This window comes from Devosia sp. SD17-2 (assembly GCF_029201565.1).
Classification (GTDB): domain Bacteria; phylum Pseudomonadota; class Alphaproteobacteria; order Rhizobiales; family Devosiaceae; genus Devosia.
In genome coordinates this window covers 2,014,718-2,040,294 of the sequence record NZ_CP104002.1, presented here as the reverse complement: position 1 = coordinate 2,040,294, position 25,577 = coordinate 2,014,718, and the positions used below count along the sequence as shown (strand labels likewise).

Here is a 25,577-nt window from a genome sequence, read left to right as displayed (position 1 = left end):
CTGTTCTCAGGACTTTACCTGTCGGTGCCGGCACAGCTTCCATGGCTCGTTCTGGACGATCCGCTGCAGTCGATGGACGATGTCCACATCGCACAGATTGCTGCACTTCTCCGTACATGTCCAAGGGCCTCGGCAAGCCGATGATCGTTGCAGTACACGAACGAGCGTTATTGGGCGATAGACATACTGAGGCCGCAGCATGCGCGACGGGCCGCTTCGAAGGAAACGGAACGTCAAGAGCCGTACCGAGGCCCCAGAGCCTCAGGATCCTGCAGAAGCGTCATTGGAGGCTTCTGGCTCATGTTCCGGTGCAGCCTGTAACAGCTGCGAGGCGGGTGAGTGGGTCAGTTGGAGGTAACGTTCGAACTGCGCCAGGACATCCGCGATGAGCTGCTCGCGATTAAGGCCCATGACGTCATAACCGCTGCCACCGCTCGAAAAGTAGGTGCGCGCTTCAAATCGTCGTTCTGGTTCCCCTGCTGCCAGAGCGAAGTTGGCAACAGGGATTGACGCCACCGCGACGCCATAGACGAAGTCGCGTACCCCTTCAGCAGGTGATCGCAGGGCTAAATTGGAGCCATCGATGGCTTCTACGCTTGCCGGTCGCCCACGGTTGGTCAATTCTCGAGCCACCTGTTCCAGAGCAGGCTCAGCATCGACAGCCAGGAAACGTTCTACGTCGCGCCGGTCGGGTGCATTCAGCATCAAAGCCAGGCGACGCTGCCAAGTGAGCCCTGCGGCAGGGTGCGCAGCGGCAATTGTTCCAACGGGAGAAGCTCCTTGGGAATATTGCTGTGCCAGGTCTGCTCGCATTCCCAGATAGAGCGACCAGACCAGCCCCAACATAACGAACGTAAAGGGCAGAGCACTCGCAATGGTCGCCGACTGAAGGGCGCCAAGGCCACCAGCCAGGAGCAGCGCAGAAGCGACGACACCTTCCATCACGCACCAGAACACACGCTGGACTGTTGTGGTTTCCGTCACCCCGCCTGCCGCGATGGAATCGACCACCAGTGAACCGGAATCTGATGAGGTGATGAAAAAAATCGCGACCAGAAGAATGGCGAGCGTTGATGTGATGCCCGAGAACGGCAGGTACTGGAAAAACTGAAAGAGGCCCGTTGCCACGTCCGCGGCAACGGCCTGTCCCACCTCTCCGGCCGCAATTCCGGTATCGATGAACATGGCCGTGTTGCCGAACACTGTCATCCAGATGAACGTGAAGCCTGCGGGGATGAAGAGAACGGCGGTGACGAACTCACGAACGGTGCGGCCACGCGAGATGCGGGCAATGAACATGCCCACGAAGGGTGACCAGGAAATCCACCACGCCCAGTAGAAAAGCGTCCAGGCGTCGATCCAGGGTGTCGGTTGATAGGCATAGATGTTGAAGGTGCGTAGCACCAGCGTGTCGAGATAAAGCCCCAGGTTCTGGACGAGATCGCGAAAAAGTTGTGCCGTCGGCCCGACGATCAGCACGAACAGCATGAGTAGGATCGCCACAACGAGGTTGGTCTCGGAAAGGATTCGAACACCGCGATCAAGACCTGTAGCTACCGATACAGTCGCCATAGCGGTGACGATGGCGATCAGGGGCAACTGGACAACAGGACCGACGGGAACTCCAAGGAGATACGAGAGCCCGGCGTTGATTTGCGAGACCCCTACGCCAAGGGAGGTCGCTATGCCGAACATGGTCCCGACGATGGCAAAAATATCAACGGCGTGTCCGATGGGGCCGTTGATCCGCTCTTTGAGCAGAGGATAGAGGCCAGAGCGGATGGTAAGCGGCAGATTGTAGCGGTATCCGAAATAGGCGAGCGATAATCCGACCACCGCATAAATTGCCCAGGCGTGGATGCCCCAGTGGAAGAAGGTGACTGTCATCGCCTCGCGCATGGCGGCAACCGATCGCGGCTCAGCGGTCGGTGGCACCATGAAGTGTGTTATGGGTTCCCCGACGGCGTAGAACATCAATCCAATGCCCATGCCCGCGGCAAAGAGCATGGCAATCCAGGAGGTGAACTTGAAATCGGGCGTCGCATCGTCCGGGCCGAGCTTCAGACGCCCATATCGCCCAAAACACAGGAGAAGGACCGTAACCAGGAAGATCCCAACAGCGAGAAGGTAGAACCAGCCGAACCATTGCAGGATGCTGGACTGAATGGCGCCGAAGATGTCACCGGCCTGATTGGGCAGCAGGACGCCAATCGCCACGAAGGCGCCAATGATCAAGAGTGCTCCGAAGAAGACCGGCTTGTTAATGATAAACGGCTTGAGCATGTGGCCTTCGCATTTGTTCGGGGCGCCCGGAGGAAAGCCTACAAAGTCGCGTGTGGTTCCCTGTCAGGAACAATCAGTCATTCTATCCCCAGATGCGCAAGGCGAAGGGCAGCAAGAAGAACACAATCCAGGCGCTGATGAAAATCTTCGGGGCTCGGCTAGAGAACACGCTGCCAGCGTGCTGGCGCAGTTCCATTCGTTTACGGCTTTGCTCATCGGTCGCGAGAGTAAAGCGCAGAAGCTCAGGTTGTCTGTCGATCAACTGGTTTTCGCGGCCGCGCCAATGGCTGATCGCTTCTTGCGCCGCAGCAATCCCCGGCCGGGCCTCCAGCACCAGGACGATGCCTAGCACCGCAAAAAACGGCGGCAGAGTTATCGTGAACAGGCCGTTCCAATTGTCGTATCCAGCACTGAGCGATGAGCCATAGGCGATCACCAGGAACGACTGGGACGAGATGAGGGCGTTAAGGCGACTGTTGAGCAGGCTGATCTCAGCCCGTATCTCGCCGCGGACATGGTCAAGTTCGCCGGTCGGTTCAAGCTGCGTCATTGCTTGCCTTGCCGAATGGCAGCACTGATCGTGCCGTCACTTTCGAGCACCAGGTATTGGACACTTTCGATGTCGCGCGCTCCGGAAGATCGACCTGCACAGCGCTTCTCCTCGCGTAACACGCTCTCGTTCATGGCTTCATCACAGAATTAGCCATCATGCGCCAATAGCGCTGGCTCTGATCGAACGGCTTGGCAAAGCTGGAGAGCGCACAGAGACGAAGGTAACGAGAGACTGCATGAGTAAAAGCAGGCCCAAGGCCACGGCCCCCTCTGCCAGAGCGATCGACTCCTGCAGCAGGATAGCTGACAGGGTGGAGCCGAGCGCCACGGTGATGACCAGGTCGAAGGCATTGAGCTTGGCCAGTGTGCGCTTGCCCGAAATCCGCAAGAACAGGACCAGAGTGACGTAAGCAAGAATGCCCACAAGGATTGTGCGGAAGATACCCGACCAATTCTGAAACAGCATGCTCTGCCAATCCATAGCTATTCTCCTGGTGTCGATCGGTCCTCGAGGGCAACCGCTTCCGGTCGCAGCGGCGGCAGGTCGGGTGCAGTAGCGGGTCCCGAGTTTCGCTCGAGCTCGGCAATCAACCGCTTCATCTGCGAGATCTCGCGGACCTGCGCTTCGATAATGCCGTCGGCCAGCTCTCGCACCCGCGGATCGCGGATGTTGGCCTGTGTGCTGGTCTGGACAGCAATTGAGTGATGCGGGATCATTGCCCGCATGTAGGCCACGTCGCCTACCGTTTCTTGGCTTCGCACTAGCCATAGCGATGTGGCAGGCACGACAGCAGCGCCAACAAGGACCGAAATGTTCGCTGCCGTATTTTGTACATCCGCCACATCAACAGCAGCATGATGAATGCCATCGTGGCGCCCATCAGCAATGCCATCCACATACGGATTTGGCTGAACATCACGTGCTCAAAAGCGTAGGTGTTCAGGTACATCAGGCCGAACATGATGACGGTTGAAGTCGCGACCATCGTGCCGAAGCGGACATAACTCATGGTGGCCTCCCTGCCGCGACCCAACGATCGATGGCGAGGAAGGTTCAGTTTTTTGACCTATGGGTTGGCTTGCGCCACTTCACCGATGCCTCGAACAATTCACGCAGGGACGCGTTTCCCCTCGGTCGACTAGACGACGAGCGGCTGCTTTCGGCTTTGATTCAACCTACCCTGGTTGACCGCTTTGGGGTCGGTAGCGGCCGTGACGGTGCGCCCCCTGCCCTGCAGCTTTGCGCCCCATGCACTAACCCGCTTCGCGGGAGGGGTGCGCGCGGGTGGTTCAGCGTCATCGTTTTAGGTCTTTGAGCGGCTGAGGTCGCAGTCGGACCATGGAGTTTCTTTCAACGAGAGGAACTTCCTATGGTTATGTCATCGACCGATGCTCCCACTACGCCGCTCCGGCAACGCATGCAGCAGGACATGCTGATGCGCGGCCTGGGCGTCCACACCCGGCACGATTATGTGCGTCACGTCCGGCGCTTTGCCGCCTTTCTGGGGAAGAGCCCTGACGCGGCCACGCCCGATGATATCCGCCGTTACCAGCTCCACCAGCATGAGAACGGCGTCAGCCCCTCGACGATCAATGGCGCGGTCTCGGCGCTGCGCTTCCTGTTCGATGTGACGCTGAAGCGGCGGGAGCTGTCGCGGGCCCTGGTGATCACCCGGTATCAGCGCCAGCTGCCTGATGTGCTCAGCATCCAGGAAGCGGCCCGGCTGCTCGAGGCGGCGCCAGGCATCAAGTATAAAGCCGCACTCGGGGTCGCCTATGGCGCCGGGCTGCGCGTCTCCGAAGTGGCCCATCTCAAGGTCGACGACATCGACAGCGCCCGCATGCTGATCCGGATCGAACAGGGCAAAGGGCGCAAGGATCGCAACGCCATGCTCTCGCCCCAGCTGCTGGAGCTGCTGCGCCTGTGGTGGCGCGAGGGTAAGCAACGGGGCGTGATGCTGCCCCATGGCTGGTTGTTTCCGGGTCGCTCCCCAACCGATCCGATCTCGTCGCGGCAATTGCATCGCGCGGTGCAGGAGGCGGCCGAGGTCGCCGGCATCCGCAAGCGGGTCAGCCCGCATACCTTGCGGCACAGCTTTGCCACCCATCTGCTTGAGCAGGATGTCGATATCCGGGTCATCCAGGTGCTGCTCGGGCATTCCAAGCTCGAGACGACCGCACTTTACACCAAGGTCTCGACCCGCACGATCCAGGCGGTCGCCAGTCCTTTGGACCGTCTGATGGCCCTGATGGAGGACAAGCCTCCACCCGCCTGAGCCAGTGCGCGCCACCATTGAGGTCGCCGATATCTTCCGTGCCGCCGGCCCTGCCTATCGCGCGGCCCATGCCGGGCATCTGAGCCTTACTCAACTCAAGGTCATGTCGGCGATCGAGACCTGCCGCACCGCGGCTCTGGGCGGTCACGTCGAAGCCTGTTCCGACTGCGGACATCGGCGGATCGCCTACAACTCCTGTCGCAACCGGCATTGTCCCCGGTGCCAGGGCGCAGCGGCACGCGCCTGGCTCCAAGCCCAGCAGGCCAATCTCCTGCCGGTGGGCTACTTCCACCTCGTCTTCACGCTCCCAACCGAGATCGCCGACATTGCCTTCCACAACAAGGCTCTGGTCTACGACCTGCTGTTCAAGGCAGCGTCCGAGACGATGCTCACCATCGCGGCAGATCCAAAACACCTGGGCGCCCGCATCGGCATCACCGCCGTGCTCCACACCTGGGGCTCGGCCATGACCCACCATCCCCATATCCACATGATCGTGCCCGGTGGTGGGATCGCACCGGATGGTCGGTGGATCTCATCGCGACCAGCCTTTCTGCTGCCGGTCAGGGTTCTGGGTGCGCTGTTCCGAAGATTGTTCCTCACCCGGCTGCTCGAACTCCATGGTGCCGGAAAGCTCGACTTCTTCGGACAGATGGCAGGGCTCCGAGACCGTCGGGCCTTCATCCGTCACCTCGCACCGGTCCGAAGAAAACGCTGGGTGGTCTATGCCAAAGCGCCCTTTGCCGGGCCTGAGGCGGTGCTCGCCTATCTCTCGCGCTACACCCACCGGGTCGCCATCTCGAACAGCCGCCTCATCGCCTTCGACGGCAATGAGGTCACCTTCCGCTACAAGAACTATCGCTGCTCCGGCGCCGAAAGGCAGCGGGTCATGACCCTTGCCGCCGACGAGTTCATCCGCCGCTTCCTGATCCACGTCCTGCCGCGCGGCTTCCACCGCATCCGGCACTACGGCCTGCTCGCCGGCTCCGCCCGCAAAGACTGCCTCGCTCAGGTCCGCGACATGCTGGGGGTGGCGCCGGCGTCGGACGAACCGCCGGCCCCCGAGACCGCCCCAGACCCGCGCCCGCCTTGCCCCTGCTGCGGCGGCACCATGGTGATCATCGAGACCTTCGCTGCATGGTGCCAGCCGCGGGCCCCGCCGACCGCGAGACAACCAGTCCGGGAGACCCTTCATGACCCGGCATGATCCGCTCGATCAATCGGTCCCGCCACGTCGCGGGCCGACAGGATGGTTCGTGCCAGGCGCTCCAGCGACCATCGTCCTGCACGCCAATCTCATCAACTCCGTCGTCGCTGAGCCTCAAATGCTGCCCGGACGACGTCCACCTGGCAAACTCGCCACGCCATATGCCGCAGTTTGCGGCCGGCACTTGACCGGGCCAAATCCGAAAACCCCATAGCGCAGCGTGTGCGGACCGCGGGTTCCTGCATGGGGTGGCTTTGCGACGCCAAACGGCATCCCAAACCCTTCACCATTTCTGCGGTTCCGGCTGCCCTTTCGAGTGCCTGAAAGCGGTCGGTCCGGTCAGGGCGTCTCAAGTGTCAAAAAGGGGGTGGTTACCTGCCTATCCGCTTCTAGGCGATGGATCTGGAAGAGCGGCCCAAGCAAACCGACAAGTGATCCAACAGGAGGGCAGAAAACGACTGTTTCTGGCGAAGTCGCTCATGAGCGCTCGGTCTGTTGATCTGTTGTGTCCACCACGCACGAGATATGTCCCGCGTAGCACCGTGGTCACCGCTCATCGACCGCCGAGCGTTTGGTTCGCCCCTTCATCACCTCGGTCAATAAAGCCGCAAGCGAGAACGGGACGACCCCGAGCGCGATCAATTGCAGCATCTCGATCCCCTGGGCAGCGAAATGCCCGCGTCCGGAATTCAGCACGAGCTGGGCCGTCGTCTGGAACGCAACGTGTAGGCCGATGGACGTCCAGACCGATCCGGTCACACCGCGCACGATGCCCAGAACCAGGGCCACGAAAAAGAACAACACGAGACGATCAAATGCCAGAGTGCCGGTGGTGATCGTCCAAAGCGCGGCACCCCATAGCGCGAACAGCGCCGCCTGGGCGAATATGGCGCCCCAATAGCCGAGCGGGGGGACGAGATTGCCCTGAATGTAGCCCCGGAAAGCGAGTTCTTCGGGGAGCGCCTCGAACAGGAACACCAGGACAATCAGCAGCGGCACGAAAAGCACGATCTCGTTGATGGGAACGAGGGGAACGAGTTCGGCCCACCCCAACCCCAGCACCACGGCGAAGCCGAGCGCGGCGGGCAACAGGAAGGCCAGCGCACCTATTGCGAAGAACCGGATGGCGATGGGCGACATATCGAGCCCCAGGCTTTCAACCGACCGCCGATCGATCACCCGGCGGGCCGCAACCACAACCGGGACGGCAAGAGCCGTTGCCAAGAGCGCGCTCATGATGTGCCCGCCAAGGCTGTAGTCGCCGGGGGCCGTGCCCCAAAAACGATCGCGCAGGATTGGGAGCAGCAGCCAGATGACCATCATGGCCAGCCAAACAAGACCGATCCTGAGATAGGGAGATGCGATTTTCGACATGGCATTTTTCCTTTGCGCCAGGGTCACTTCAGGGAGAGCGCCAGCAGTATCCCGACTTCGGGCGCGGCGTGTGCCAGATAGGCGGGCCAGAGGCTCCCGGTCAGCGCCCGAATCCAGCCCAACATCAGTCCAGCGACAAACGTCATGACGAGATAGACGTGATCGAAGACGAGCATCCCTTCGGCGTCGAGCCATATGCCGTGCACAAGCCCGAACAGCCAGGCGGTCAATACGATTCCCCAGCCGATCCGCGCGCCCGCAAACGTCCACGGAGTGCCGAACGCACGATCGAGCAGGGCCAGCATGAAGCCTCTAAAGACGATTTCTTCGACCAGATTGGGATAGCTCGCGTCGAAAAGGATGCGCTCAAGGGTAAGTCCTTGCGTGGCTCCACCCACGGCATTGTTGCCCAATGCGACGAAACCGACGAACGTCAGGATGCCGATATTGACGAAGGCGACGGGAAGCGTGGCGGGGCGCGTTTCCCAGGTCCAGCCGATCTCCCGGCGGAGCTGCGGGCTCAAAAGGCCAATGAGAAGCAGGCACCAGATGAGATCGAGCGTTTTGCCCTGCCAGTTCCATTCGAGTTCGGCAAAGAAGCCGACACGCGGCAGCGAGAGGCCAATGAGGTTGACGAGAAACAGCAGCGCGACCGCAAGGATAGCGATGACACCGTTCGTGCCTGCGCGCCAGACTGCTGGAGCCGCGACGATCAGCCAGAGCGGGACGATGACGGCGCCGACAAGGAGCGCGTTGCCAAGGGCCACGCCAACCGCATCCGAGCCTGTTGCGAGCGAAACAAGGCATGCTGCAATGGTGACGACGCCCAGCGGCAACGCAGCCTGGCGCCAATTTAGGCCGGAGAGCACGCCCTTCACGGCTCGTCCTTGCGCATGCCGCGCTCAAATAGTGCGATCAATTCGTCTGCATAGGCTGTAAGGTCGAGTTGGAGGCGCCACGCCCATTCATCGAGGGCGCTTTCGATTGCCTTGGCAATGACCGCCGCAAGGATGCTGGCATCGAAGGCCCGCAATTGCCCGGCGGCCTGCCCCGCCTCGATCAGCGAGGTGAGGATTTCGCGTTCTTCCGCAGTCGATCTGGCGAGGGTGGCTTGGAAATCTGCGTCGGTATGGTTAATCGCAATCATACCGATGGCCAATAGCTCATCGCGGTGTTCGGCCATGTACGCCATATGATGACGGATATAGGCGGCGATCTGGCAGGCCGGGTCTCCCGCCTGCTTGAGGAACGGGGTCATATAGGCTCCAGCCGCGTTCACGACATGATCGAATACGGCTTTGAACATCTCGTTCTTGTTGGCGAAATGATAGGAGATGACGCTTTTCGATATCCCCGCCTGCCGTGCGATGCGGGCGAGCGAAGCGCTTGCATATCCTTCGTGCGCCAGCACCCAGATTGCCGCCGCGATGATCTGCTGCCGACGCGCCTGCTCGATAAAACTAGCCATTGCCGCCCCAATCTGACCGATTGAACTAAAAATCGGCCAAGCGGCCTGATTTGTCAATCAAGTCCGATTTTCTCGATCAACGAGTGCACTTCTGCCGGATGGTCCGAGCAGCAACGCCAGCCAAGCCAATGGCTCGGCGACGCTGACGATCGTGGTTGCGATCGAGCCTGGCAAGCGCGCCAATCTGGTCCTGCCTTTCGCTGACCCGCTCGAAGATATTGCCCATACCACCAAGATAGTGGCGGTCATTTTCAACGGGCAGTTATTGGATCTGGCGGCGCTGGACGCGATGGTGACCGATCTCGATGCGCGTTATGCTCCATAACGCCTCTGGTTTTCTCCCCGCGCCAACGAGTTGTTCAGCGATTGAGGCACAGCAATGTGAGATGGTGTTAGCGACCGTTTTCCGGAGCGTGCAATATTGCACGAACGACCGCAATGGGGTCGGAAACAGCCGGGCAGGAACGCGCCCCAATACAGACGTTCAGCGAGCCCTGGCTAAGACCCACAAGCCGCCCGTCCGTTTTGCCACAAATGTTGGCCGAACTGCGTGGATTGAAGATTGGCAGCTTTGGTTTGCCAAGGTCCAAAATTACTGTCGGATGGCATGAAGTGCCACCCGACGCATATTTAGCCGACTAGATGCAGACGCGCATTTTCGAAAGCGTAGCCATCGTCATCGCGAGGACGTCGTGACAGCTCTCGAAAGCCGAGTCGGGTGTAGAAGTTCAGGGCCTGCCGATTGTTGGTGTAAACTTCCAGCTCAAGTTCGCCCTGAAGCGTCAACGCATGAAAAATAAGCTGACGACCGATACCGCGTCCTTGATGGGCAGGAGAAACGAAGATTCCTCCGATGAAGGTATCGAGCAAGCTGATAAAGCCGCTCGGCTCTTCGTCAAGGCACGCCACCCAAGTCTCGGCATTAGGCAGATACTGCTCTTCGATCAAGGCTCGTTGTTCCAGCAATCGCTGTTCGCCAATGAAAGGATGGGCCAAGAGCGATGCATCGAGCCAGATGCGCGACAGCTTTTTCAAGTCGCCTTCCGGCTCGTAGCGCCGGATTACAACGTCATTGTTTTTCATGAGAATTCCAAAAAGAGATATGCAAAAAGGCCTGACATCCGTTGTTGGTGTCAGGTGAAGCCGCAAATTGCAGTCGAAATCACAAGCCTCAGCGCATAAATCTCCTTCTGTCTTCGGCCACTTTTAGGTCGCTGCAGAATCGCGGTAATGGCCAGGAGGGGGTCGGCAATTGCCAATAGGCTAAGCGCCTCGTTTCGGCGTTTGACGGACCTTTGCAATTTCCCGAAGGCGAAAATCGCCGCCGGAACTTGGGCGACGACGACATGGGGGAGCGCAATGGGACTGGTTGCTTTCGCACTATCAAGCGCAAAAGACTGTCCTGAAGATACGCATCTATTCGTTCACGAAGCCCTTGGGCGGCTCACTCAGGTTGATCTGATTGCCCTCGGGATCAAACAGTTGAGCGACAGCGCCAAAATCGCCGCTGGCTTCGTTTTCAACCTGAAGTCCAAAATCAGCCAAACGCTGTTTCTCGCTCGCCAGATCAGGAACCACAATGGTCATGATGGCTTGTCCGGCGCGTGTTTCATCCTGCCATACCTGCAAGCCGGCTGCGCCCATGTTTCGCCACTGGGCCATTCCGGGGAATGGCGTATCGTCGGCCTCGCGACCCATAAAGGCTGAATACCATGCAATGGCCGCGTCAAAATCCTTGACGATGGCGGCGGCGTAAATGCCCTGCACTTCAATAGGCTTGCTCATTCAAACGATCCTTTTCTGATACCTTTATTTCGCTAACCCAGCATGGCCGCCCTCATACGACGATTGGCCCTTCCACAATGCGACGGCGTCGGCGAAATAATCCACCATGTGTGACGCCCTAGCAGGCTGTTGAAGAAGTCCTGCGTGCAGACGAACGAGGGCTAAATCGTCGCCTTAAGGGTTGCAACGGTGGCCGACGATGGGGCTGACGGCGCCAATGACTGCCCATTCATGCCGGCAAGCTGGGACAGCGGTGCACCGGGGGCCCACCAAGGCGTTTGCAGGGCGTTTGTCATCAGGTGTTCTCCCCCATCAGCTTTGGCAGGCGCACCAGATTGTAGGCAGCGGCGCTGAAGGTGAAGGCCCATCCGACGCGGTCAATGCCTCTGAACCGGGTCTTGCGCTGCCCCGCAATGGTCTTGATCCAGCCGAACGATTCCTCGATCCGCTTGCGGATACGCAGGCTGGTCGCATAACCGCCATGGCGTGTGGTTCGCCCGTCGATGGCCGACCGCCGCCCGTTATTGTTGCGCGCCACGTGCGGGGTGACCCGCATCGAGCGCAACTCGTTGACGAAGTCCTCGGCATCGTACCCCTTGTCGGCGCCCAGCGTAACCGCCACCGGTCGGTCGGCGTGCGGCTCGATCATGTGCAGCGCCGCCACCCGCTCGGCATGCCCATCGGCGTGCGTCAGGCAGGCGTCCACCAACAATCCGTTACGGTTCTCCATCAGCCCATGTCCCATAAAGCAGAGCTTGGCTTCCTTGCCTTTGCCCTTCTTGTAAAGCCGGGCATCCGCATCGGTGGTCGAGCCATGAGTGGCGTTTGAGCGTTTATGGCCATGGAAGTCTGCTTCAGCGTTGCGCCCGCCGCCACTAGCCGGTGGCTCACTCGAGCCATCCTTGGGCTTGACGCTCTTCATCGACGCCCAGGCTTCGATTAGCGTGCCATCGACCGAGAAGTGCTCGGTGGACAGCAGCTGCTTTACCTTGGGCTGTGCCAGCACCGCCGCCAGGAATTTGGCCGCGATATCGCCGTCGAGCAGCCGGTCGCGGTTCTTGGAGAACACCGAATGATCCCAAACCGCGTCGTCGATCCCGATCCCCACGAACCACCGAAACAGCAGATCGTACTCCAGCCGCTCCATCAGCAGCCTCTCCGAGCGGATCGAGTAAAATGCCTGCAGCAACATTGCCCGCAGCAATTTCTCGGGCGGGATCGAGGGTCGACCCAGCGGTGAGTAGAGCACCGAAAGCTCGCGCTCCAGCGTTGCCAACGCCGCGTTCACCAGCCCCCGGATCGTGCGCAGCGGATGGTCCGCTCGAACCCGATCTTCAAGAACGACGTAGCTGAACAATGCACCCGTTTGTTCGTCATCGCCGCGCACGATCCACCTCCGTGATCTCTTGCCCCCAGTGAATCACGATCAAAGCGCAGCCGCGAGCGACTTTTTCAACAGCCTGCTAGGGGCTGAATGCCCATGTCGGTTTCCGCCCTAGCGGCCTAGGACGTCGACGCAGTGGGGCTGATCGCGGCGTCATAAAACGCTTTCAGTTCCGCCGCCATGACAGCAGGATCGACCATGTGCGCCTGCGCAGTGAGCACTTTTCGCTGGGCATTGGGAATTGCATCGGCGAGCGCGTCGGCGGCAGCTTCAAACGGTGGAATGCCGCCCCCCGTGGCAACAAGCACTGGCTGGTCAAGGCGAGCAAAACGCTCCAGCGGTGGCTGACGCGTTCCCAGAACTTCTGCGTCGTAAGCTAGAGTGTGTGCAATCCGCTCCAGACTTTTCCATACTGGAAGACCACGCGCACCGGCGATTTCTTCCGCCGAGGATCCGGCCAGCTCCATGAAGAGTGCTACGGCGTCGCCACGCTGTCCCGCCAACAGCCGTCTGTCCAGTTCGGTCACATAACCCCGCTGCTGTTGCGGCGTTTCCGGCGCGAGATCATAGGGGACTTCATATACCGCGATGGCATTGATGGACCGCAATGTGGCCGCTGCTTCGAGAGCGAGGGCGCCGCCTGTCGACACACCGTAGATCATCGCGCTGCCGCCACACGCATCGATGAGTGCCCCAACATCCTCTATCTCTCGAGCAACCGAATATTGCGCTCCGTCACCGCTCTCGCCGCGACCACGACGCGCATAGTTCACCACACGGAACCAGCGGCTGAGCTCGGTGGCGAGCGGTGCGTTCTCGCTGCCGTCATCTAACGAGCCTGTAGTCAGGACGACCAGCGGACCGCCCCCCTCGATGGAGTATGCGATCCTTGTGCCGTCTGACGATGCGACATGGGGCATGTTGTCCCTCCTTGGAAATGTCTCTCAGAAAAGAAATCACTGAGCCTGCAGACAGAACGACGTTTTGGCCGTCATTGCTTCGACACCGCCCGGGGCCTTTTCACAACTGTCATCGAAGCGGGTGCAGCTGAGCTTAAAGCATCAAAGACTGGCGTAACCTTCCACCAACGAACCCCAGTCCTGACGATCTCATTAAGGCCCTTGCCTCGGCGTCGCGGAATGACCCCACTGTTTGAGGGCAATTGGCCCGCCTAAAGGCAATGGAAGCAGACGGTTAGCTGAATATCGAACCCGACCCGCCAGACGCTTCCAACCCTCAAGCCGCTGCTGAATATAGGGTAAGGCTTCGAACAAGCGCTGCCTTGGCAGAAGTGAACTCCATAAAAATCGCAAATGGTTGTTTCGCTCCGCCTATTAACAGGAAGCCATTCGCAGCCCCGACTTTCCCGTGGCTGATGGCATGGATGATTTCCACTTCTGTGATGCCAGTGGGCACGGCAGGCAGCGATGCAACGTCCTCCACACGCCCCGCGATGCCAGACCCTGCGATGAGGTCGATGACGAGATTTTCAACGAAAGCGTTCTTCGGAGAATTCTTGCATTCGCCACTTCGAGTAATCTTCATGGGCCTATCTCCTATTAACTCCAGGACGCTTCGCAGCCCCGTTTTTCGACAGGCAGCGTTCCTCGGGTGGGTTGCGGGTGGTCTGCATTCTGACGTCTAATTGTGGAATGCGACCATATCCTGCGAGGGCGTGGGGCGGAGGCCCAAATAACACGCCGATGGTCCATGGTAACAACAGTCCAAGGGAATGGGGGATTTTTGACCAGAATAGTTGTTGTCTTGTTCGGTTTGGCGCTTTGCTACTTCCCCTCTTATGTGAACCCGCTCACTCGGCTGCTTGGGGTCAATATCGGATATGAGGGTCCGTCCACTATCATTTTGTGGAATTGGCTGGCTGTGGGTGCGCTTTTGACATTCGTGCTGTTGGTGGAGCGCAGGTCAGTTTCGTCCATCTTGATTAAGCGGCCCAACAGCAAAGATATCGAAACCGTCTTGTTTTACTGGGGCATCGCAATGGCATGGTCCTGGCTTGCGATGACGCTCCTGCCGGTAGAACAAGACCCGGGCACTGCTTCATTGGTCGCGCTTTCGATCCCCGTCTTACTGGGAATGATCATTACCACGGCAATTACCGAGGAAATTCTGTTTCGCGGGTACCCAATTGAGCGCATCAACGAGATGACATCCACAACCTGGATAGGGCTGGCCGTGAGCTTCGCCGTCTTCCTGGTCCCGCACCTCACGTTTTTCGGCCCCGGCTGGCTGTTGTATCACGGTGGTGGCACAGTGATGATCTACGCCCTTTACCTGCGTAGACGAAATCTGGTTGCATGCATGCTTCTGCACTTCCTGGTCAATGTCCCCATCCTCATCCCTGCATCGGGCCTCTTCACCTGAACCGCGCCATTTCGTTCTCAGCAGCGTCTGGTTTTGGGAAGCGGCAAGAATAGGAAGGATGACCGAAATGGGGTTGGGTGCTTACTAGCGGCTTCGAGAACGACTCCGTCGCTAAGCCGCCGTCAGGCCGCCTTTTTCGCGTCTCGCCAGCGCTGTTTCTCCGCTGCCGGCATCTTCTCTATGATCATTGAGATCGTTGCAGCCGGAAGCGCTGCGAGGTTCTTGTCCAGGAAGGCGCCCATTGCCTCTGGGTCGATATCGCCTGCGGTTCGTACCCACGACCCAATTGCCTTCTGGACCATCGGGTGTTCATCGGATGCGAGAATATCGCAAATCTGAAAAGTATCCTCTGTCTCACCGTTCTTGATGAACCAATAGGTTGCTACGATTGCCGTGCGCCGCTGCCAGGGGTCGCTCGACCGAGCGAGTTCGTAAAGCGGGTCGCGGGGTTTGTCCGATAAATACTGGCCGACGACGTGTGGAGCAGCGCGATCCATGAAGTCCCAATTGTCCAGACGGTCATGTCGACGAATGTAAAGATCGTAGAGCTCGTCCAGACTGTTCGGCGCCTTTTTTTCTCGGGCCTGGAAATCCATAATGGCCGCCGCCGCCATTCGAACCTCATAATAGGGGCTGTCGAGCAGCTTCTCAATTTCTGCCAGGGACATCAGTCGGTGCTTTTTGGCGATCGGAAACGCCTTGCCGATTCCCACACCGATGACCTTCGTCTTGCCCAGCCCGTCATAAAAGAAGCGGTGGGAATCCGCGTCGGGTGAACTGATCTGCTGGAGAGCCTGAATGACGTCTTCTGCCGTGTGCATGCTGTGATCCTGCGGATTAAGGTACGAGCGCCTGCATCTTGTCGAGGACTTGTAACAGCCCCTGTTTTGACAATGCCGCCGCCTCGGCACTGAGGTAGCCCGTCTCGGTAACCGTCATGATCGTACCGCCGTCAGGGTCTGGCTCGAAGGTGACGCGATGCGGCACCACGTCGGGGATGCCTGGGGGCAACCCTGCATCGGTAGCCGTCATGGGTGTCTCGTCCTCCGCAGTGAACCTGGAGTCAAAGGCCAGTTCCCTTCCAGGCTCAACGACCGAGTAAGTCCAGGTATTGCACATGAGCGGCGAACCCGGACCCTGCATGCAGACCAGCGTAGCCGACCCAATCTCGACATTCACCTCGACCTTTGGAGCGGTGAAGCCGGTCGGTCCCCACCACTGGGAGATCAACTCGACATCCGTCCACGCCTCCCAAACGATTTCAGGTTCAGAGTCGAATTTTCTGACCTCCACCACATCATCAGCCATCGCAGTTGGCACGAGGCTCATCATGCCGACGGCTATAACAAAGACGGCTAGCGTGTTCTGGCGCATCATTTTCTCCTGTTTGAACAGGCGACGATGAAGCGAACTCGTCTTCGACATACCTGATGGAAATATTTGGATTCGCTGCAGATGAAGCTTCTTATGTCTGCCTCAGGGCAACCGAAGGAAAACGACTTGAACGAACGGAATGGGCCCGTGTCGGACTGGCCCTGTTGGTGAACCAAGGCGGGAATGTCCGCAATGTCGAAACGCGATCTTGTTGTTCGTCGTTAGTCGACACAACACCAAGAGGCGCCGATGCTTCGCCGAAAGATGCTCACTCTATTGGTTGGAGCTATGGCTTCTCCTGCGATCGCTCAATCCACCGGAGTAGCAACAATGACTGGACCGAAAAAGGCGTATGCACCGATCAACGGTCTCGAACTCTATTACGAAATACATGGCAGTGGAGAGCCGTTGGTCATGCTGCACGGAGGCATCGGCGCCACCGAGATGTTTGGACCCAATCTTGATGAGTTAGCGAAAACTCGGCAGGTCATTGTCCCGCACATGCAGGGGCACGGCCTAACCAAGGACATCGACCGGCCCTACGCCTATCCGCAATTCGCGGACGACCTAGCTGCGCTAATGGACCATCTGCATGTTGAGAGAGCGGATGTGTTGGGCTATTCACTTGGCGCCGGCGTTGCCATTCGGTTGGCCATGCAGCACCCAGAAAAGGTCCGGAGCCTCATCTCAGTATCTGGCACACTGCAGAGAGACGGCCAGTACTCAGAGGTCGTCGCCGCATTCCCTGAAATGGTTTCCAATGCTGCCCAGATTGGTTCCGGCGTAGCCGCATCGCCCTTAGCCGAAATGTACCCTGACATCGATTGGACGACTGCATTTCGGAAGATGGGCGAATTGGAGTCAGAGGGGTGGGACTGGACCACTGAAGCTTCGGCCATTAAAGCGCCCGCCTTGCTCATCTTTGCGGATGCGGACAGCATTACCGGCGAACACATCATCGCAATGTACCGAGCATTGGGTGGCTTTGCTCGGGACGCAAGCTTCGATGGCTCGCTGCGCCCAATCTCACAGTTGGCCATTCTTCCGGGCCGTACCCACTACAACATCATGGAAACCGCCGAGGTGGCTGAGTTAGTGAACCGCTTTCTAGCGGTTTCACGCGACTGAAGTGCGCCTGATAGACGTCCGCTTTTAGGCTTAAGGCAAATGCGGCTTAAAGACCTAAATGGGGTCGGGATCTGCCGCTGATAAGCCTGCCATATTCGTTCTCTTCATGGCCGCTTCGGCCAGAGGAGAAATGTGATGGGTATCTCACAGTACGACCCTGCTGCTGCAGGAAGACCTGCTTGGAATGCCGGTAGGCAGGTTGGCGCCAAACGTGCATTGAAGGTCAGACAAATCTGGTCAATTCGCTTCTTCCTTGACCGAGAGGGAAGGATGAGGGACCGAGCACTTTTGACTTGGCTATCGACAGCAAGCTTCGAGGCTGCGATCTGGTGAAGATCAAGATCGGCACGCTCGTGGCGGGACCTGCCATTCGAACTCGGTCGATGGTAATCCAGCAGAAGACAGGCAGACCCGTCCAATTCGAGATCACCGCTGACACAAGGGCCAGCCTGCTTGCTTGGCTTGAGCGACGCGGCGGGACGGTCGATGACTACGCCTTTCCAAGCCGTGTAGTGCACGATGGTCATCTGAGCACCCGTCAATACGCCAGGCTGGTGGACGAGTGGGTCACTGCAATCGGGCTGACGCCTGAGGAATATGGCACCCATTCGCTGCGCCGTACAAAGGCGTCGCTCATTTACAAAGCCACAGGCAACCTTCGGGCCACCCAGATACTTCTTGGCCATAGCAAGATCGAGAACACAGTTCGTTACCTTGGCGTGGATGTCGACGACGCTTTGTCGTTGTCAGAGGCAACCGAAATCTGAGCAAGCGACTTCGCCGGCAGCCGGTTGTGCTTCGTCGGCGAAGCGCCCCAAATCAGACATTAGCTCGTTCGGACATCCGCTCTAATACCCGCCGGTCCGCTCTTGCTCCGCGGCACAGCCCCTACGTTCAATCATCGGGAGGCAAAGCCGTCCACATGGCGCTGTTCAACAAGCGGGAGCAAAGCCATGAAATCATGGATCAGCGAAAAGGTAGGGACCCAGGAGACTTGTGAGTTATCGCTCGTCCTTGATCAGCGACTGCTTGACCTGGAGGGAATTACGCTGCGAGGCATACTGGACAGGGATCCACGCTTGAGGTGTGCGTCACCACGCCTTTGCAGCCTGATGCAAAGAGCGGCCTCGCCGACAAGTGAAAATCAGCAGCAACGGCTGGTTCAAATGCTCGCCGAAGGCATGGCGAGGTTCATGACCGAACAATTTCAATATACGGACTTCACTTTGCCAGAACTCAAGCATCTGTACGCCGACTTTGTCGTTGAGTTGTCGGCCGCCTGGCATGTGCCGTCGAAGCTTCGCACCTGTCTGCAACGGCACCATGATAAACTGGCAGTTTGGGTTGCCAGTCGATTGGAGGACATCGGCGCGCTGGAACTGGTGCGAGACACTGGCTTTCAGCCGATTTGTGCAAACTACTCACCTGAGGTGCAGCTGGATGTTCTGGGACTTAACCATGCCAAGATGATGGAACCGGTCCTTGACCTTGGGTGCGGCGACGGTCGGCTTGTCCACCACCTCCAATTGCTGGGTTTCGATGCTGTGGGCATCGACAGAATTGGACCCCGGGGTATGACACAAGGAGATTGGTTCGACGCGCCATTGCCTCCCGGCCATTGGGGAACCATCATCGCCCATCAATCCGTCTCACTTCATTTCCAAAGCGCGCATATGCGGTCCGCGGCCGACGCCACGTGCTATGCTCGGCTTTTCATGAGAATTCTCGGTGCCCTGAAGCCAGGCGGGTGTTTCGCATACGCCCCGGCTGTTCCATTCCTCGAGAAACTCCTGCGCCGAGACTACAGGCTTTCTCGCAACCAGGTGGCTGCCGGCATTGTGTCCACCAGGCTAGTACGCTGGGAATAGAGCGCAGGGCCGTTCTAGTCGCGTCTCAGACGGATCAATTCCAACTCCCGGCCCTGATCATCGGTTGATCGTCGGCCAATCTCGACGAAACTCACACGATGATAGAACAGCACGGCTGCTTCGTTCCTCGGATAGACCTCCACCTCCAGATGACCTTTGAGCAGTGCCGCATGCTCGATGAGTTCTCTGCCTACTCCGGCTCTATGCACGTGGGGATCAACGAATAGTCCACCGACGAAATTGTCGAGAAGTCCGATAAAGCCGACTGGCCCGTGCTCAGACAGGGCGACCCAGTTCTGCGCCTGTGGCAGATAAATGTCGCGCACGAGGGCTTTCTGTTCCCCGATGTCGCTTTCAGTGAGAAACGGGTGACCCACCCGCGAGGCGGCTTCCCAGATGTCCACCAATTGATCGCGGTCTGTGGGTTCGTATGGGCGTATTTTTGACATTGTTTTTCGCGCTTGATGTCACACGGGATATATTGGGCTTTTCGCCTTTCGCCAAAGCGGCACCGCTTCAACTCCCTTCCTGCGGAAGGCTGGCAAGCTCGGAAAGAGAATTCACGACGAAAGTAGGCGAGCAGCGCCGCAGTGCATCTTCCGTTGCATAGCCCCAGGTTACGGCAGCCGATGCGAACCCTGAACGGTGTGCAGCCTCAACGTCTCGCCCCTCGTCTCCTACGGCCAGAACCTGGCTCGGCCGAAGCTTTAGCTTCCGCTGCAATTGTCGAAACCTGGCTGCTTTGCCAAGGAGGGACACGCCGCAAGCATAATGGGCAACCAGGTCCGAGGATGTCCCCAAGACACGGCGCACGGTCTCCTCGCCGTTTGAACTCACAACGGCCAATTGCGTGCCACTCGACTTGATTTGCTGCAGGAGGCCAGGCACGCCGTCAAAAAGTTTCATCATTCCGGCCGACTCGAGACTTCTCTTGCGCAGCTCGCGCGCAATTGCCGGCATCTGCCAGAATCGAATGCCCAGATAGCGAATGATCTCCCTGTTTGGCTTGCCGCGCAGCATCTCTATTTCGTGCTCGTTCACCGATCTGAAGCCATGGGCTTTGGCAATGTCATTGAGTGTGCCGATGAACCAGGGGGCGCTGTCGGCGAGAGTCCCGTCGAAATCAAAGATGATGAGCTTGTAGGCTTTCATCGCAGCATCTCCAGTCGCTGCGCTTCGGCGACGAAGGGTGCCAGACTCTGCTCAAGCAGAGCCGCGACCTCGGGGCGTGCGGTTTCCAGCGTCCCACCGATGATCGGCGGCTCCGGGGCATATTCTGAGATCAATACGCCTGCCTCCGCAAAGAGCCGCCCCCGAAGTTCCTCGGCCAGCGTGATGCCGAAGTCGATCCCTGCTGACACGCCGGCACCGGTAATGACATTGCCATCGCGCACCACACGCTCCCGCACCGGGACGGCCCCAAAACGTCCGAGCACCGGCACGGTCACCCAGTGAGAAGTGGCGCGCTTCCCCTGCAGAACGCCTGCTGCCCCCAGAATCAGGGAGCCTGTGCAAACGCTGGTGACATATTTTGCCCGGGAAGCCCGGTCTGCAACGAATTCCAGAACCCGTTCGTCGCTTGCCGTATCAATGGTGCCCTTGGTGCCACCAGGCATGAAGAGCACCGTGAGATCCGCGAGACAATCGGCCATCGTGGTCGTGGGCTGAACCACAAGGCCCAAATCAGACGTCACCGGAGAGAGGTCATCAGCCGTGGTGACGACGTGAACCTGGGCACCAGGCAGGTTTCCCAGGAAATGGTGCGGACCTACGAAATCGAGCGCCGTGAAACCCGGGTAGATGAGCATACCGATATGATCGTTGCCCGGCTCCGGCGCAGCAGGGGTCGCGCGAGAGGCGGCGGATAGCAGGGGCAGTGCAAGGGCAGAGAGCAGGAGAGTGCGGCGGTCCATAGCGTGATGTCCTTCAAGATTTCGAGTTGAACTGGACCGTTCACTAGGCCGCCCGCCCCTCTGCGACTTGAATGAATAGGCTATTTTGGCAGCCTTTTCATTCAATTGGACATCAAGTGGAAATTGTTAGGTCCCCGTCACTTCGAACGGAAACCACAAATGTTCTTTTCCCGTATGCTCGGCTGTATTGCCACCCGCCGCCGTAAACGCATCGTGACGCTCGAGATCGATGCCCTTTCAGACCATCGGCTGAATGACCTTGGCCTCTCGCGCCTCGATCTTATTGATCCGAGCCGCCGGCGTTAGGGCCGCACTTCTTTTTCAATCGAGTCGCTGAATTCCGCGGTGCGTCCGGCGCCTGACCTTGGCTGGACCTGTGCAGGTGCCAGTCATCCCGGCACGGCTCGATAGCTGCAGACCTCACCTGCTCCCTCTTACCGTAAAATGGACAAAACACTTGAAACTCAACAAGTTCTGGCTCATACCCGCTGTGCTTCTGGTGGCCGGTGGAATCGCCTTTGCAGCAACCCGCTCGGCGCCTCCTGCCGATCTCGACTACGATCTTTCCCACCTTTCTGAGAATGGGCTCTATCAAGTCACTCTGGTCCCCGGAATTGACCCGGTGCCGGTCGGCAAGATGCATGCCTGGCTCGTGGACGTGGTTGATGCGAATGGCGAAACGGTGGATGCGGAAATCGTCATGGACGGTGGCATGACCCAGCACGGCCATGGTCTGCCTACTGTTCCCATCGTCACCGGCAAGGATCACGAAGGACGCCATATCGTTGGCGGCATGCGCTTCAATATGCCTGGGTGGTGGGTGCTGACGGTGGAAGTCGACGGCGAGGCGGGCACCGACACAGCCACATTCAATCTGGCGCTTTAGCGATGAATACGAAGCTGGCTCTCATCAGCACTGCAGCCATTTTCGTGGCCGTAACGGCAGGTATTGTTGCCTCCGGCAGCCAGGCAGTACCCTGGACGGAAAAAGAGAGGCAACGGATCGCCTCTCTTTCGCTCTCCAACCTTCCGGCGTTGCCTCCTGACCCATCAAACGCGGTTGCGGATGTCCCGGCCGCTGCGGCACTAGGGCGAAAGCTCTTCTTTGACACCCGTCTCAGTTCAAACGGCGAGGTGGCGTGCGCCAGCTGCCATCTGCCGGACCGGCAGTTTCAGGATGGATTGCCGCTCGGACGCGGAATTGGAGAGACACCTCGGCGTACCATGCCAATTGCCGGCACGGCTTATAGCCCTTGGCAGTTCTGGGATGGTCGCTCGGACAGCCAGTGGGCACAGGCCCTTGGCCCACTTGAGAATCCGCTGGAACATGGCAGTGAGCGCACGGCGGTCGTCGAGGTGGTATCCGCGAATTATAGCGATGAGTTCAGAGCAGTGTTCGGCACATCGCCTGCCGATCTGCCCCTTGACCACGCCTTCGCCAACGTCGGCAAGGCCATCGCGGCATTCGAGAGGACGATTATGCCGAAGCGGTCACGCTTCGATGCCTATGCTGACGCTGTGGCGGAGGGGCAGAATTCCGACGCACTCAGCGCCCAGGAGGCCGCCGGATTGAAGCTCTTCATCGGCGAGGCGAACTGTCTCAACTGCCACAATGGCCCACTGTTGACGGATAATGACTTCCATAACACCGGCGTGGCAGCGGTTCCCTCCCTTCCGACCGATATGGGTAGAGCAGAGGGTGCGATTTCCGTCCGGAATGATCCCTTCAACTGCCTGGGGCCATACAGTGATGCCGATCCTGAAGAGTGCATGGAGCTGACCTTCATCAAGGCGGACGGCGAGGAACTGGTGCGGGCCTTCAAGACGCCGTCACTGCGCGATGTCGCAGAGCGGCCGCCCTTCATGCATGCCGGGCAGATCGCTTCACTTGCTGACGTGGTGGCACATTATAACCTCGCTCCGACAGCGCCAGAGGGGCATTCCGAACTCGTGCCGCTTGGTCTCACTCTCGAGGAGCGAGAAGCTCTTGTCGCCTTCCTGTCCTCGCTGAGCAGCCTCGAACCCCTTTTGGACTAACGCTGCATTGATCGGTCAGGTCCGGTATTGAACCTCGATCTGGCCGCGCTGGGCATGGGACGGCGCGAAGCCGAACATGCGTTGGCAGGTTCGGGTGAGATGGGCGGCATCGGAGAAATTGGCGGCATGGGCTGCCTCGGTCCAGCTGCTGCCGGCAAAACCGAGCTGCAGCGCCCTGTTGAGACGAGCCCACAGTACATAGCCTCGGAAGTGCAATCCCGTCTCGCTGACGAACAGGTGTCGAAAGCGACTTTCAGACAGCCGGACGATGCTCGCAACATCAGCCAGTGTGAAGGTCTCATCGACTCTCCGATGAATCTCGGCCACCGCAGCCTCGATTCTTGGATCGGTGGGGGTCGCAAAGCTGGCTCCATCGGCAAGCATGGTAAAACAGCGCTGAGCAGCCGCCATTAGTTGATCGGGGTCCGCTCCAGTGAGGAACGCATGCCGGAGTTCCCCCGCGAGCCCCTTCGTGGTGTCAGCATCAAGGGGTGTCATTGCATTGGACGCAAGTTTACTTGCAATCATGCGTCCGATCTTCGACTCCGGCTCGCAGAACAGGTTTGCGACGATTTGGCCTGGCGCTTGAAAGGTGTGAACCAGATTGGATGGGATGAGAACACCGGAATAATGGACCCAGTCAGGGTCGCGCCTGGTTCTAAACTGGGCGGTGCCTGTCAGCGCAAGTCCAAGCTGGATGGCGTGGTGCGAGTGATAATCGCTGCGCACATCGGTCAACCCAATCCATAAGCTACCTCCATTCCAGAACAATGCCCTGCCCGGTGGCGGTGGTGTCGTCGATAGAGTTGTATCCATTCGCTTTTTTGCTGCCCTGACCCAGCATGCCTGTTGAGAATATGGCGGGCGCTCATTCTGTGCAATCTCCGCTGCCGCCCTCGCATTGATCGAAAATGGCCTGCGTCCAGATCTTCTTGTCACCGATCACCTCATGCCAGGAATGAACGGGACGCAGCTAGCCCGCGAACTTCTTCAACAAGGCACAATAGGCAAGGCGCTGGTTATTTCGGGCTACGCGGAACTTGAGGGGGTGGACCCCACCCTCCCTAGGCTCAATAAGCCGTTTACCAGGCAAGACCTTGCTCAACAGCTTGCGCAGATGGCAGCTCAGGGAGAGTGATCCGTAGGAAGCCTTCGACATCCGGTATAGGTGAGCGCTCTGAATTGACGCAAACTTTACCCACTGGACCGCAGGGTGGCTTGTGGAGGAAGCCATGCAGACTGAACGTCAGATCTTTGATGAGGCGACCGCGGAGGCGGAGCGACTCTCGGCGTTGCAGGAATTGGACGTGCTCGATACGCCCAGTGAACTTCCCTTCGATCGCATCACGGAGCTGATCAAGCTTGTGTTTGATGTCGAGATCGGGATCGTCTCGATGATCGATGCGCATCGTCAGTGGTATAAGTCGGTTGTCGGCCTGCCTACCGCGGAGGCGTCGCTTGATGGCACCTTTTGCCGTCATACGCTGCAACTGGGCCGCCCGGTCATTGTTCCCGACGCTACCAAGGACACTAGATTCTACGACAATCCACATGTGACCGGCGGACCTCGTATCCGCTTCTATGCAGGCGCACCGATCGCCACAAGCGAGGGGCACGTGATTGGCACCATCTGCGCCATCGACAAGAGCGTTCGGGAGTTTGGCGCTCGCGAAATTGCGATCCTGACTCACCTTGCGGCGCTGGTGATGCGTGAACTTGAACTGCGGATGGAAGCCACCACAGACGTGTTGACAGGGGCAGGAAGCAGAAGGGCACTTAAGGAGGAAGTCCGCAAGCATCTCGCTCTTGCAGTGCGTCATACTATGCCCCTCAGTTGCATTGCACTCGACATCGATCATTTTAAGCGCGTGAACGACACCTACGGCCATGCCGCGGGCGACCAGGTGCTGACTGGCACCGTTCGGGCACTGAAGGAAGCACTCCGCCAAAGTGACTTCATCGGCCGGGTAGGTGGAGAAGAGTTTGTGATTGTGCTGCCGCAAACCGAGCAATCCACGGCGATACAGGTCGCCGAAAAATTGCGTAAAATCGTCAGGTCCCTCCGCTTTGCCGGCAGCAACCCGCCTATCACCGTGACGGCCTCGTTCGGTGTCTCGAGCCTTGCTCCAGGCGATGACATTGAAAGTCTTCTCAGCCGCTCCGACCAGGCCCTCTATGAAGCGAAACGCACCGGGCGCGATCGGGTCTGCAACGCTGGTTTGCCGAGCGAGCCAGAAAAGACCAACCGCCGGCGGGTACTCAAGGCGGGGCAGATCGTCTTCGACAATGGCAGGTCGACTTACGACTGCACCATCAGAAGCCTGTGGGACCAAGGAGCGGAGCTATCTGTTTCATTGCCCACCAGCATTCCCGAGAGCTTCGATCTGCTGATCAAGGGCACAGCCGAGCGGCACTCTTGTCGGCTGACCAGGCGTGCAACGGGCTCGGTGGAAGCCGCGTTTGCATAAATCCTGAAGGGACCCCAACATAGCTGCGTGAGGTTGCTAGGCGGCCTCGCGATGCGTGGCTCCTCCCGAGATGATCGC

Annotated in this window: 29 protein-coding genes and 1 pseudogene; 11 read left to right on the top strand and 19 right to left on the bottom strand. The window is 58.9% G+C overall.

The window, feature by feature from the left end; all coding sequences use genetic code 11:
* Positions 1-261: 261 nt before the first annotated feature.
* The 5 genes from NYQ88_RS10050 to NYQ88_RS20780 form a co-directional block, all read right to left on the bottom strand.
* On the bottom strand, positions 262-2,283 hold the full coding sequence (locus NYQ88_RS10050) for a BCCT family transporter (protein ID WP_275654770.1): 2,022 nt from the start codon (positions 2,281-2,283) through the stop codon (positions 262-264).
* An 82-nt stretch (positions 2,284-2,365) separates the two neighbouring features.
* Positions 2,366-2,833, bottom strand: coding sequence for a hypothetical protein (locus tag NYQ88_RS10045; RefSeq protein WP_275654769.1), 468 nt, complete (start codon positions 2,831-2,833; stop codon positions 2,366-2,368).
* Positions 2,834-2,989: 156 nt separating this feature from the next.
* Positions 2,990-3,316, bottom strand: a complete 327-nt coding sequence (locus NYQ88_RS10040; RefSeq protein ID WP_275654768.1) for a DUF421 domain-containing protein — start codon at positions 3,314-3,316, stop codon at positions 2,990-2,992.
* A 2-nt stretch (positions 3,317-3,318) separates the two neighbouring features.
* Positions 3,319-3,561, bottom strand: a complete 243-nt coding sequence (locus NYQ88_RS20785; RefSeq protein WP_345774627.1) for a DUF305 domain-containing protein — start codon at positions 3,559-3,561, stop codon at positions 3,319-3,321.
* Positions 3,562-3,596: 35 nt separating this feature from the next.
* Positions 3,597-3,845, bottom strand: coding sequence for a hypothetical protein (locus tag NYQ88_RS20780; RefSeq protein WP_345774626.1), 249 nt, complete (start codon positions 3,843-3,845; stop codon positions 3,597-3,599).
* A 366-nt stretch (positions 3,846-4,211) separates the two neighbouring features.
* Between NYQ88_RS20780 and NYQ88_RS10030 the strand changes: the two genes are divergently transcribed.
* Complete coding sequence (locus tag NYQ88_RS10030) at positions 4,212-5,111, top strand: site-specific integrase (RefSeq protein ID WP_345774633.1); 900 nt, start codon at positions 4,212-4,214, stop codon at positions 5,109-5,111.
* Between the two features lie 4 nt (positions 5,112-5,115).
* Entirely contained in the window at positions 5,116-6,318 is a 1,203-nt protein-coding gene (locus NYQ88_RS10025) for an IS91 family transposase (protein ID WP_275654323.1), read from the top strand.
* Between the two features lie 546 nt (positions 6,319-6,864).
* On the opposite strand, the gene NYQ88_RS10020 is transcribed toward NYQ88_RS10025, so the two are convergent.
* From NYQ88_RS10020 to NYQ88_RS10010, 3 genes are read right to left on the bottom strand one after another with little or no spacing between them, the layout of a single operon-like run.
* Positions 6,865-7,692 (bottom strand): CPBP family intramembrane glutamic endopeptidase, encoded by an 828-nt coding sequence (locus NYQ88_RS10020; protein WP_275654767.1) that lies wholly within the window; start codon positions 7,690-7,692, stop codon positions 6,865-6,867.
* Positions 7,693-7,715: 23 nt separating this feature from the next.
* A complete protein-coding gene (locus NYQ88_RS10015) occupies positions 7,716-8,570 on the bottom strand; it encodes a CPBP family intramembrane glutamic endopeptidase (RefSeq protein ID WP_275654766.1) in 855 nt (284 codons plus the stop codon).
* Positions 8,567-9,160, bottom strand: a complete 594-nt coding sequence (locus NYQ88_RS10010) for a TetR/AcrR family transcriptional regulator (protein ID WP_275654765.1) — start codon at positions 9,158-9,160, stop codon at positions 8,567-8,569. Before NYQ88_RS10010 ends, NYQ88_RS10015 begins: the two co-directional genes overlap by 4 nt.
* A gap of 151 nt (positions 9,161-9,311) precedes the next feature.
* Between NYQ88_RS10010 and NYQ88_RS10005 the strand changes: the two genes are divergently transcribed.
* Positions 9,312-9,485, top strand: a complete 174-nt coding sequence (locus tag NYQ88_RS10005) for a hypothetical protein (protein WP_275654764.1) — start codon at positions 9,312-9,314, stop codon at positions 9,483-9,485.
* Positions 9,486-9,790: 305 nt separating this feature from the next.
* Here the strand turns inward: NYQ88_RS10005 and NYQ88_RS10000 are convergent, their stop codons facing one another.
* The 5 genes from NYQ88_RS10000 to NYQ88_RS09980 form a co-directional block, all read right to left on the bottom strand.
* A complete protein-coding gene (locus NYQ88_RS10000) occupies positions 9,791-10,243 on the bottom strand; it encodes a GNAT family N-acetyltransferase (protein WP_275654763.1) in 453 nt (150 codons plus the stop codon).
* A gap of 333 nt (positions 10,244-10,576) precedes the next feature.
* A complete protein-coding gene (locus NYQ88_RS09995; RefSeq protein WP_275654762.1) occupies positions 10,577-10,945 on the bottom strand; it encodes a VOC family protein in 369 nt (122 codons plus the stop codon).
* 295 nt (positions 10,946-11,240) lie between these two features.
* Positions 11,241-12,332, bottom strand: a complete 1,092-nt coding sequence (locus NYQ88_RS09990; protein WP_275654761.1) for an IS5 family transposase — start codon at positions 12,330-12,332, stop codon at positions 11,241-11,243.
* Positions 12,333-12,448: 116 nt separating this feature from the next.
* Positions 12,449-13,249 (bottom strand): alpha/beta hydrolase, encoded by an 801-nt coding sequence (locus NYQ88_RS09985; protein ID WP_275654760.1) that lies wholly within the window; start codon positions 13,247-13,249, stop codon positions 12,449-12,451.
* A 316-nt stretch (positions 13,250-13,565) separates the two neighbouring features.
* Complete coding sequence (locus NYQ88_RS09980; protein ID WP_275654759.1) at positions 13,566-13,874, bottom strand: hypothetical protein; 309 nt, start codon at positions 13,872-13,874, stop codon at positions 13,566-13,568.
* A 198-nt stretch (positions 13,875-14,072) separates the two neighbouring features.
* On the opposite strand from NYQ88_RS09980, the gene NYQ88_RS09975 reads away from it, so the two are divergent.
* Positions 14,073-14,711 (top strand): CPBP family intramembrane glutamic endopeptidase, encoded by a 639-nt coding sequence (locus NYQ88_RS09975; RefSeq protein WP_275654758.1) that lies wholly within the window; start codon positions 14,073-14,075, stop codon positions 14,709-14,711.
* Between the two features lie 122 nt (positions 14,712-14,833).
* On the opposite strand, the gene NYQ88_RS09970 is transcribed toward NYQ88_RS09975, so the two are convergent.
* Both NYQ88_RS09970 and NYQ88_RS09965 read right to left on the bottom strand, forming a co-directional pair.
* On the bottom strand, positions 14,834-15,532 hold the full coding sequence (locus NYQ88_RS09970) for a DNA alkylation repair protein (protein WP_275654757.1): 699 nt from the start codon (positions 15,530-15,532) through the stop codon (positions 14,834-14,836).
* Between the two features lie 16 nt (positions 15,533-15,548).
* Positions 15,549-16,088 (bottom strand): SRPBCC domain-containing protein, encoded by a 540-nt coding sequence (locus NYQ88_RS09965; RefSeq protein ID WP_275654756.1) that lies wholly within the window; start codon positions 16,086-16,088, stop codon positions 15,549-15,551.
* Positions 16,089-16,415: 327 nt separating this feature from the next.
* Between NYQ88_RS09965 and NYQ88_RS09960 the strand changes: the two genes are divergently transcribed.
* The 3 genes and pseudogenes from NYQ88_RS09960 (at position 16,416) to NYQ88_RS09950 (ending at position 19,081) form a co-directional block, all read left to right on the top strand.
* The gene (locus NYQ88_RS09960) at positions 16,416-17,213 is read left to right on the top strand and encodes an alpha/beta hydrolase (protein WP_275654755.1); all 798 of its coding nucleotides are present in this window, start codon (positions 16,416-16,418) and stop codon (positions 17,211-17,213) included.
* A 135-nt stretch (positions 17,214-17,348) separates the two neighbouring features.
* Positions 17,349-17,980 (top strand): annotated as a pseudogene (locus NYQ88_RS09955) (tyrosine-type recombinase/integrase).
* 186 nt (positions 17,981-18,166) lie between these two features.
* Positions 18,167-19,081 (top strand): class I SAM-dependent methyltransferase, encoded by a 915-nt coding sequence (locus NYQ88_RS09950; RefSeq protein WP_275654754.1) that lies wholly within the window; start codon positions 18,167-18,169, stop codon positions 19,079-19,081.
* Positions 19,082-19,095: 14 nt separating this feature from the next.
* Here the strand turns inward: NYQ88_RS09950 and NYQ88_RS09945 are convergent, their stop codons facing one another.
* From NYQ88_RS09945 to NYQ88_RS09935, 3 genes are all read right to left on the bottom strand, one after another.
* The gene (locus NYQ88_RS09945) at positions 19,096-19,530 is read right to left on the bottom strand and encodes a GNAT family N-acetyltransferase (protein ID WP_275654753.1); all 435 of its coding nucleotides are present in this window, start codon (positions 19,528-19,530) and stop codon (positions 19,096-19,098) included.
* Between the two features lie 67 nt (positions 19,531-19,597).
* Positions 19,598-20,233, bottom strand: a complete 636-nt coding sequence (locus NYQ88_RS09940; protein WP_275654752.1) for an HAD hydrolase-like protein — start codon at positions 20,231-20,233, stop codon at positions 19,598-19,600.
* A complete protein-coding gene (locus NYQ88_RS09935; protein ID WP_275654751.1) occupies positions 20,230-20,994 on the bottom strand; it encodes a DJ-1/PfpI family protein in 765 nt (254 codons plus the stop codon). The genes NYQ88_RS09940 and NYQ88_RS09935 overlap by 4 nt, the downstream gene beginning before the upstream one ends.
* A gap of 159 nt (positions 20,995-21,153) precedes the next feature.
* On the opposite strand from NYQ88_RS09935, the gene NYQ88_RS09930 reads away from it, so the two are divergent.
* From NYQ88_RS09930 to NYQ88_RS09920, 3 genes are all read left to right on the top strand, one after another.
* Entirely contained in the window at positions 21,154-21,300 is a 147-nt protein-coding gene (locus tag NYQ88_RS09930; protein ID WP_275654750.1) for a hypothetical protein, read from the top strand.
* Positions 21,301-21,451: 151 nt separating this feature from the next.
* Complete coding sequence (locus NYQ88_RS09925) at positions 21,452-21,880, top strand: FixH family protein (RefSeq protein ID WP_275654749.1); 429 nt, start codon at positions 21,452-21,454, stop codon at positions 21,878-21,880.
* A 2-nt stretch (positions 21,881-21,882) separates the two neighbouring features.
* On the top strand, positions 21,883-23,031 hold the full coding sequence (locus tag NYQ88_RS09920; protein WP_275654748.1) for a cytochrome c peroxidase: 1,149 nt from the start codon (positions 21,883-21,885) through the stop codon (positions 23,029-23,031).
* A gap of 15 nt (positions 23,032-23,046) precedes the next feature.
* On the opposite strand, the gene NYQ88_RS09915 is transcribed toward NYQ88_RS09920, so the two are convergent.
* The gene (locus NYQ88_RS09915; protein WP_275654892.1) at positions 23,047-23,760 is read right to left on the bottom strand and encodes a helix-turn-helix domain-containing protein; all 714 of its coding nucleotides are present in this window, start codon (positions 23,758-23,760) and stop codon (positions 23,047-23,049) included.
* Between the two features lie 503 nt (positions 23,761-24,263).
* Here NYQ88_RS09915 and NYQ88_RS09910 point away from each other — a divergent pair.
* Positions 24,264-25,499, top strand: coding sequence for a sensor domain-containing diguanylate cyclase (locus NYQ88_RS09910; RefSeq protein ID WP_275654747.1), 1,236 nt, complete (start codon positions 24,264-24,266; stop codon positions 25,497-25,499).
* The last annotated feature ends 78 nt before the right edge of the window (positions 25,500-25,577 follow it).

Coding starts and splice junctions, on each gene's coding strand:
- NYQ88_RS09945 (WP_275654753.1), bottom strand. CDS start 19,530: ATGTCAAAAATACGCCCATACGAACCCACAGACCGCGATCAATTGGTG.
- NYQ88_RS09920 (WP_275654748.1), top strand. CDS start 21,883: ATGAATACGAAGCTGGCTCTCATCAGCACTGCAGCCATTTTCGTGGCC.
- NYQ88_RS09935 (WP_275654751.1), bottom strand. CDS start 20,994: ATGGACCGCCGCACTCTCCTGCTCTCTGCCCTTGCACTGCCCCTGCTA.
- NYQ88_RS09930 (WP_275654750.1), top strand. CDS start 21,154: ATGTTCTTTTCCCGTATGCTCGGCTGTATTGCCACCCGCCGCCGTAAA.
- NYQ88_RS09985 (WP_275654760.1), bottom strand. CDS start 13,249: ATGCCCCATGTCGCATCGTCAGACGGCACAAGGATCGCATACTCCATC.
- NYQ88_RS09970 (WP_275654757.1), bottom strand. CDS start 15,532: ATGCACACGGCAGAAGACGTCATTCAGGCTCTCCAGCAGATCAGTTCA.
- NYQ88_RS09950 (WP_275654754.1), top strand. CDS start 18,167: ATGAAATCATGGATCAGCGAAAAGGTAGGGACCCAGGAGACTTGTGAG.
- NYQ88_RS09965 (WP_275654756.1), bottom strand. CDS start 16,088: ATGATGCGCCAGAACACGCTAGCCGTCTTTGTTATAGCCGTCGGCATG.
- NYQ88_RS20780 (WP_345774626.1), bottom strand. CDS start 3,845: ATGAGTTATGTCCGCTTCGGCACGATGGTCGCGACTTCAACCGTCATC.
- NYQ88_RS09995 (WP_275654762.1), bottom strand. CDS start 10,945: ATGAGCAAGCCTATTGAAGTGCAGGGCATTTACGCCGCCGCCATCGTC.
- NYQ88_RS20785 (WP_345774627.1), bottom strand. CDS start 3,561: ATGCGGGCAATGATCCCGCATCACTCAATTGCTGTCCAGACCAGCACA.
- NYQ88_RS09980 (WP_275654759.1), bottom strand. CDS start 13,874: ATGAAGATTACTCGAAGTGGCGAATGCAAGAATTCTCCGAAGAACGCT.
- NYQ88_RS10040 (WP_275654768.1), bottom strand. CDS start 3,316: ATGGATTGGCAGAGCATGCTGTTTCAGAATTGGTCGGGTATCTTCCGC.
- NYQ88_RS10030 (WP_345774633.1), top strand. CDS start 4,212: ATGTCATCGACCGATGCTCCCACTACGCCGCTCCGGCAACGCATGCAG.
- NYQ88_RS10010 (WP_275654765.1), bottom strand. CDS start 9,160: ATGGCTAGTTTTATCGAGCAGGCGCGTCGGCAGCAGATCATCGCGGCG.
- NYQ88_RS09940 (WP_275654752.1), bottom strand. CDS start 20,233: ATGAAAGCCTACAAGCTCATCATCTTTGATTTCGACGGGACTCTCGCC.
- NYQ88_RS10020 (WP_275654767.1), bottom strand. CDS start 7,692: ATGTCGAAAATCGCATCTCCCTATCTCAGGATCGGTCTTGTTTGGCTG.
- NYQ88_RS10045 (WP_275654769.1), bottom strand. CDS start 2,833: ATGACGCAGCTTGAACCGACCGGCGAACTTGACCATGTCCGCGGCGAG.
- NYQ88_RS09910 (WP_275654747.1), top strand. CDS start 24,264: ATGCAGACTGAACGTCAGATCTTTGATGAGGCGACCGCGGAGGCGGAG.
- NYQ88_RS10050 (WP_275654770.1), bottom strand. CDS start 2,283: ATGCTCAAGCCGTTTATCATTAACAAGCCGGTCTTCTTCGGAGCACTC.
- NYQ88_RS10000 (WP_275654763.1), bottom strand. CDS start 10,243: ATGAAAAACAATGACGTTGTAATCCGGCGCTACGAGCCGGAAGGCGAC.
- NYQ88_RS09960 (WP_275654755.1), top strand. CDS start 16,416: ATGACTGGACCGAAAAAGGCGTATGCACCGATCAACGGTCTCGAACTC.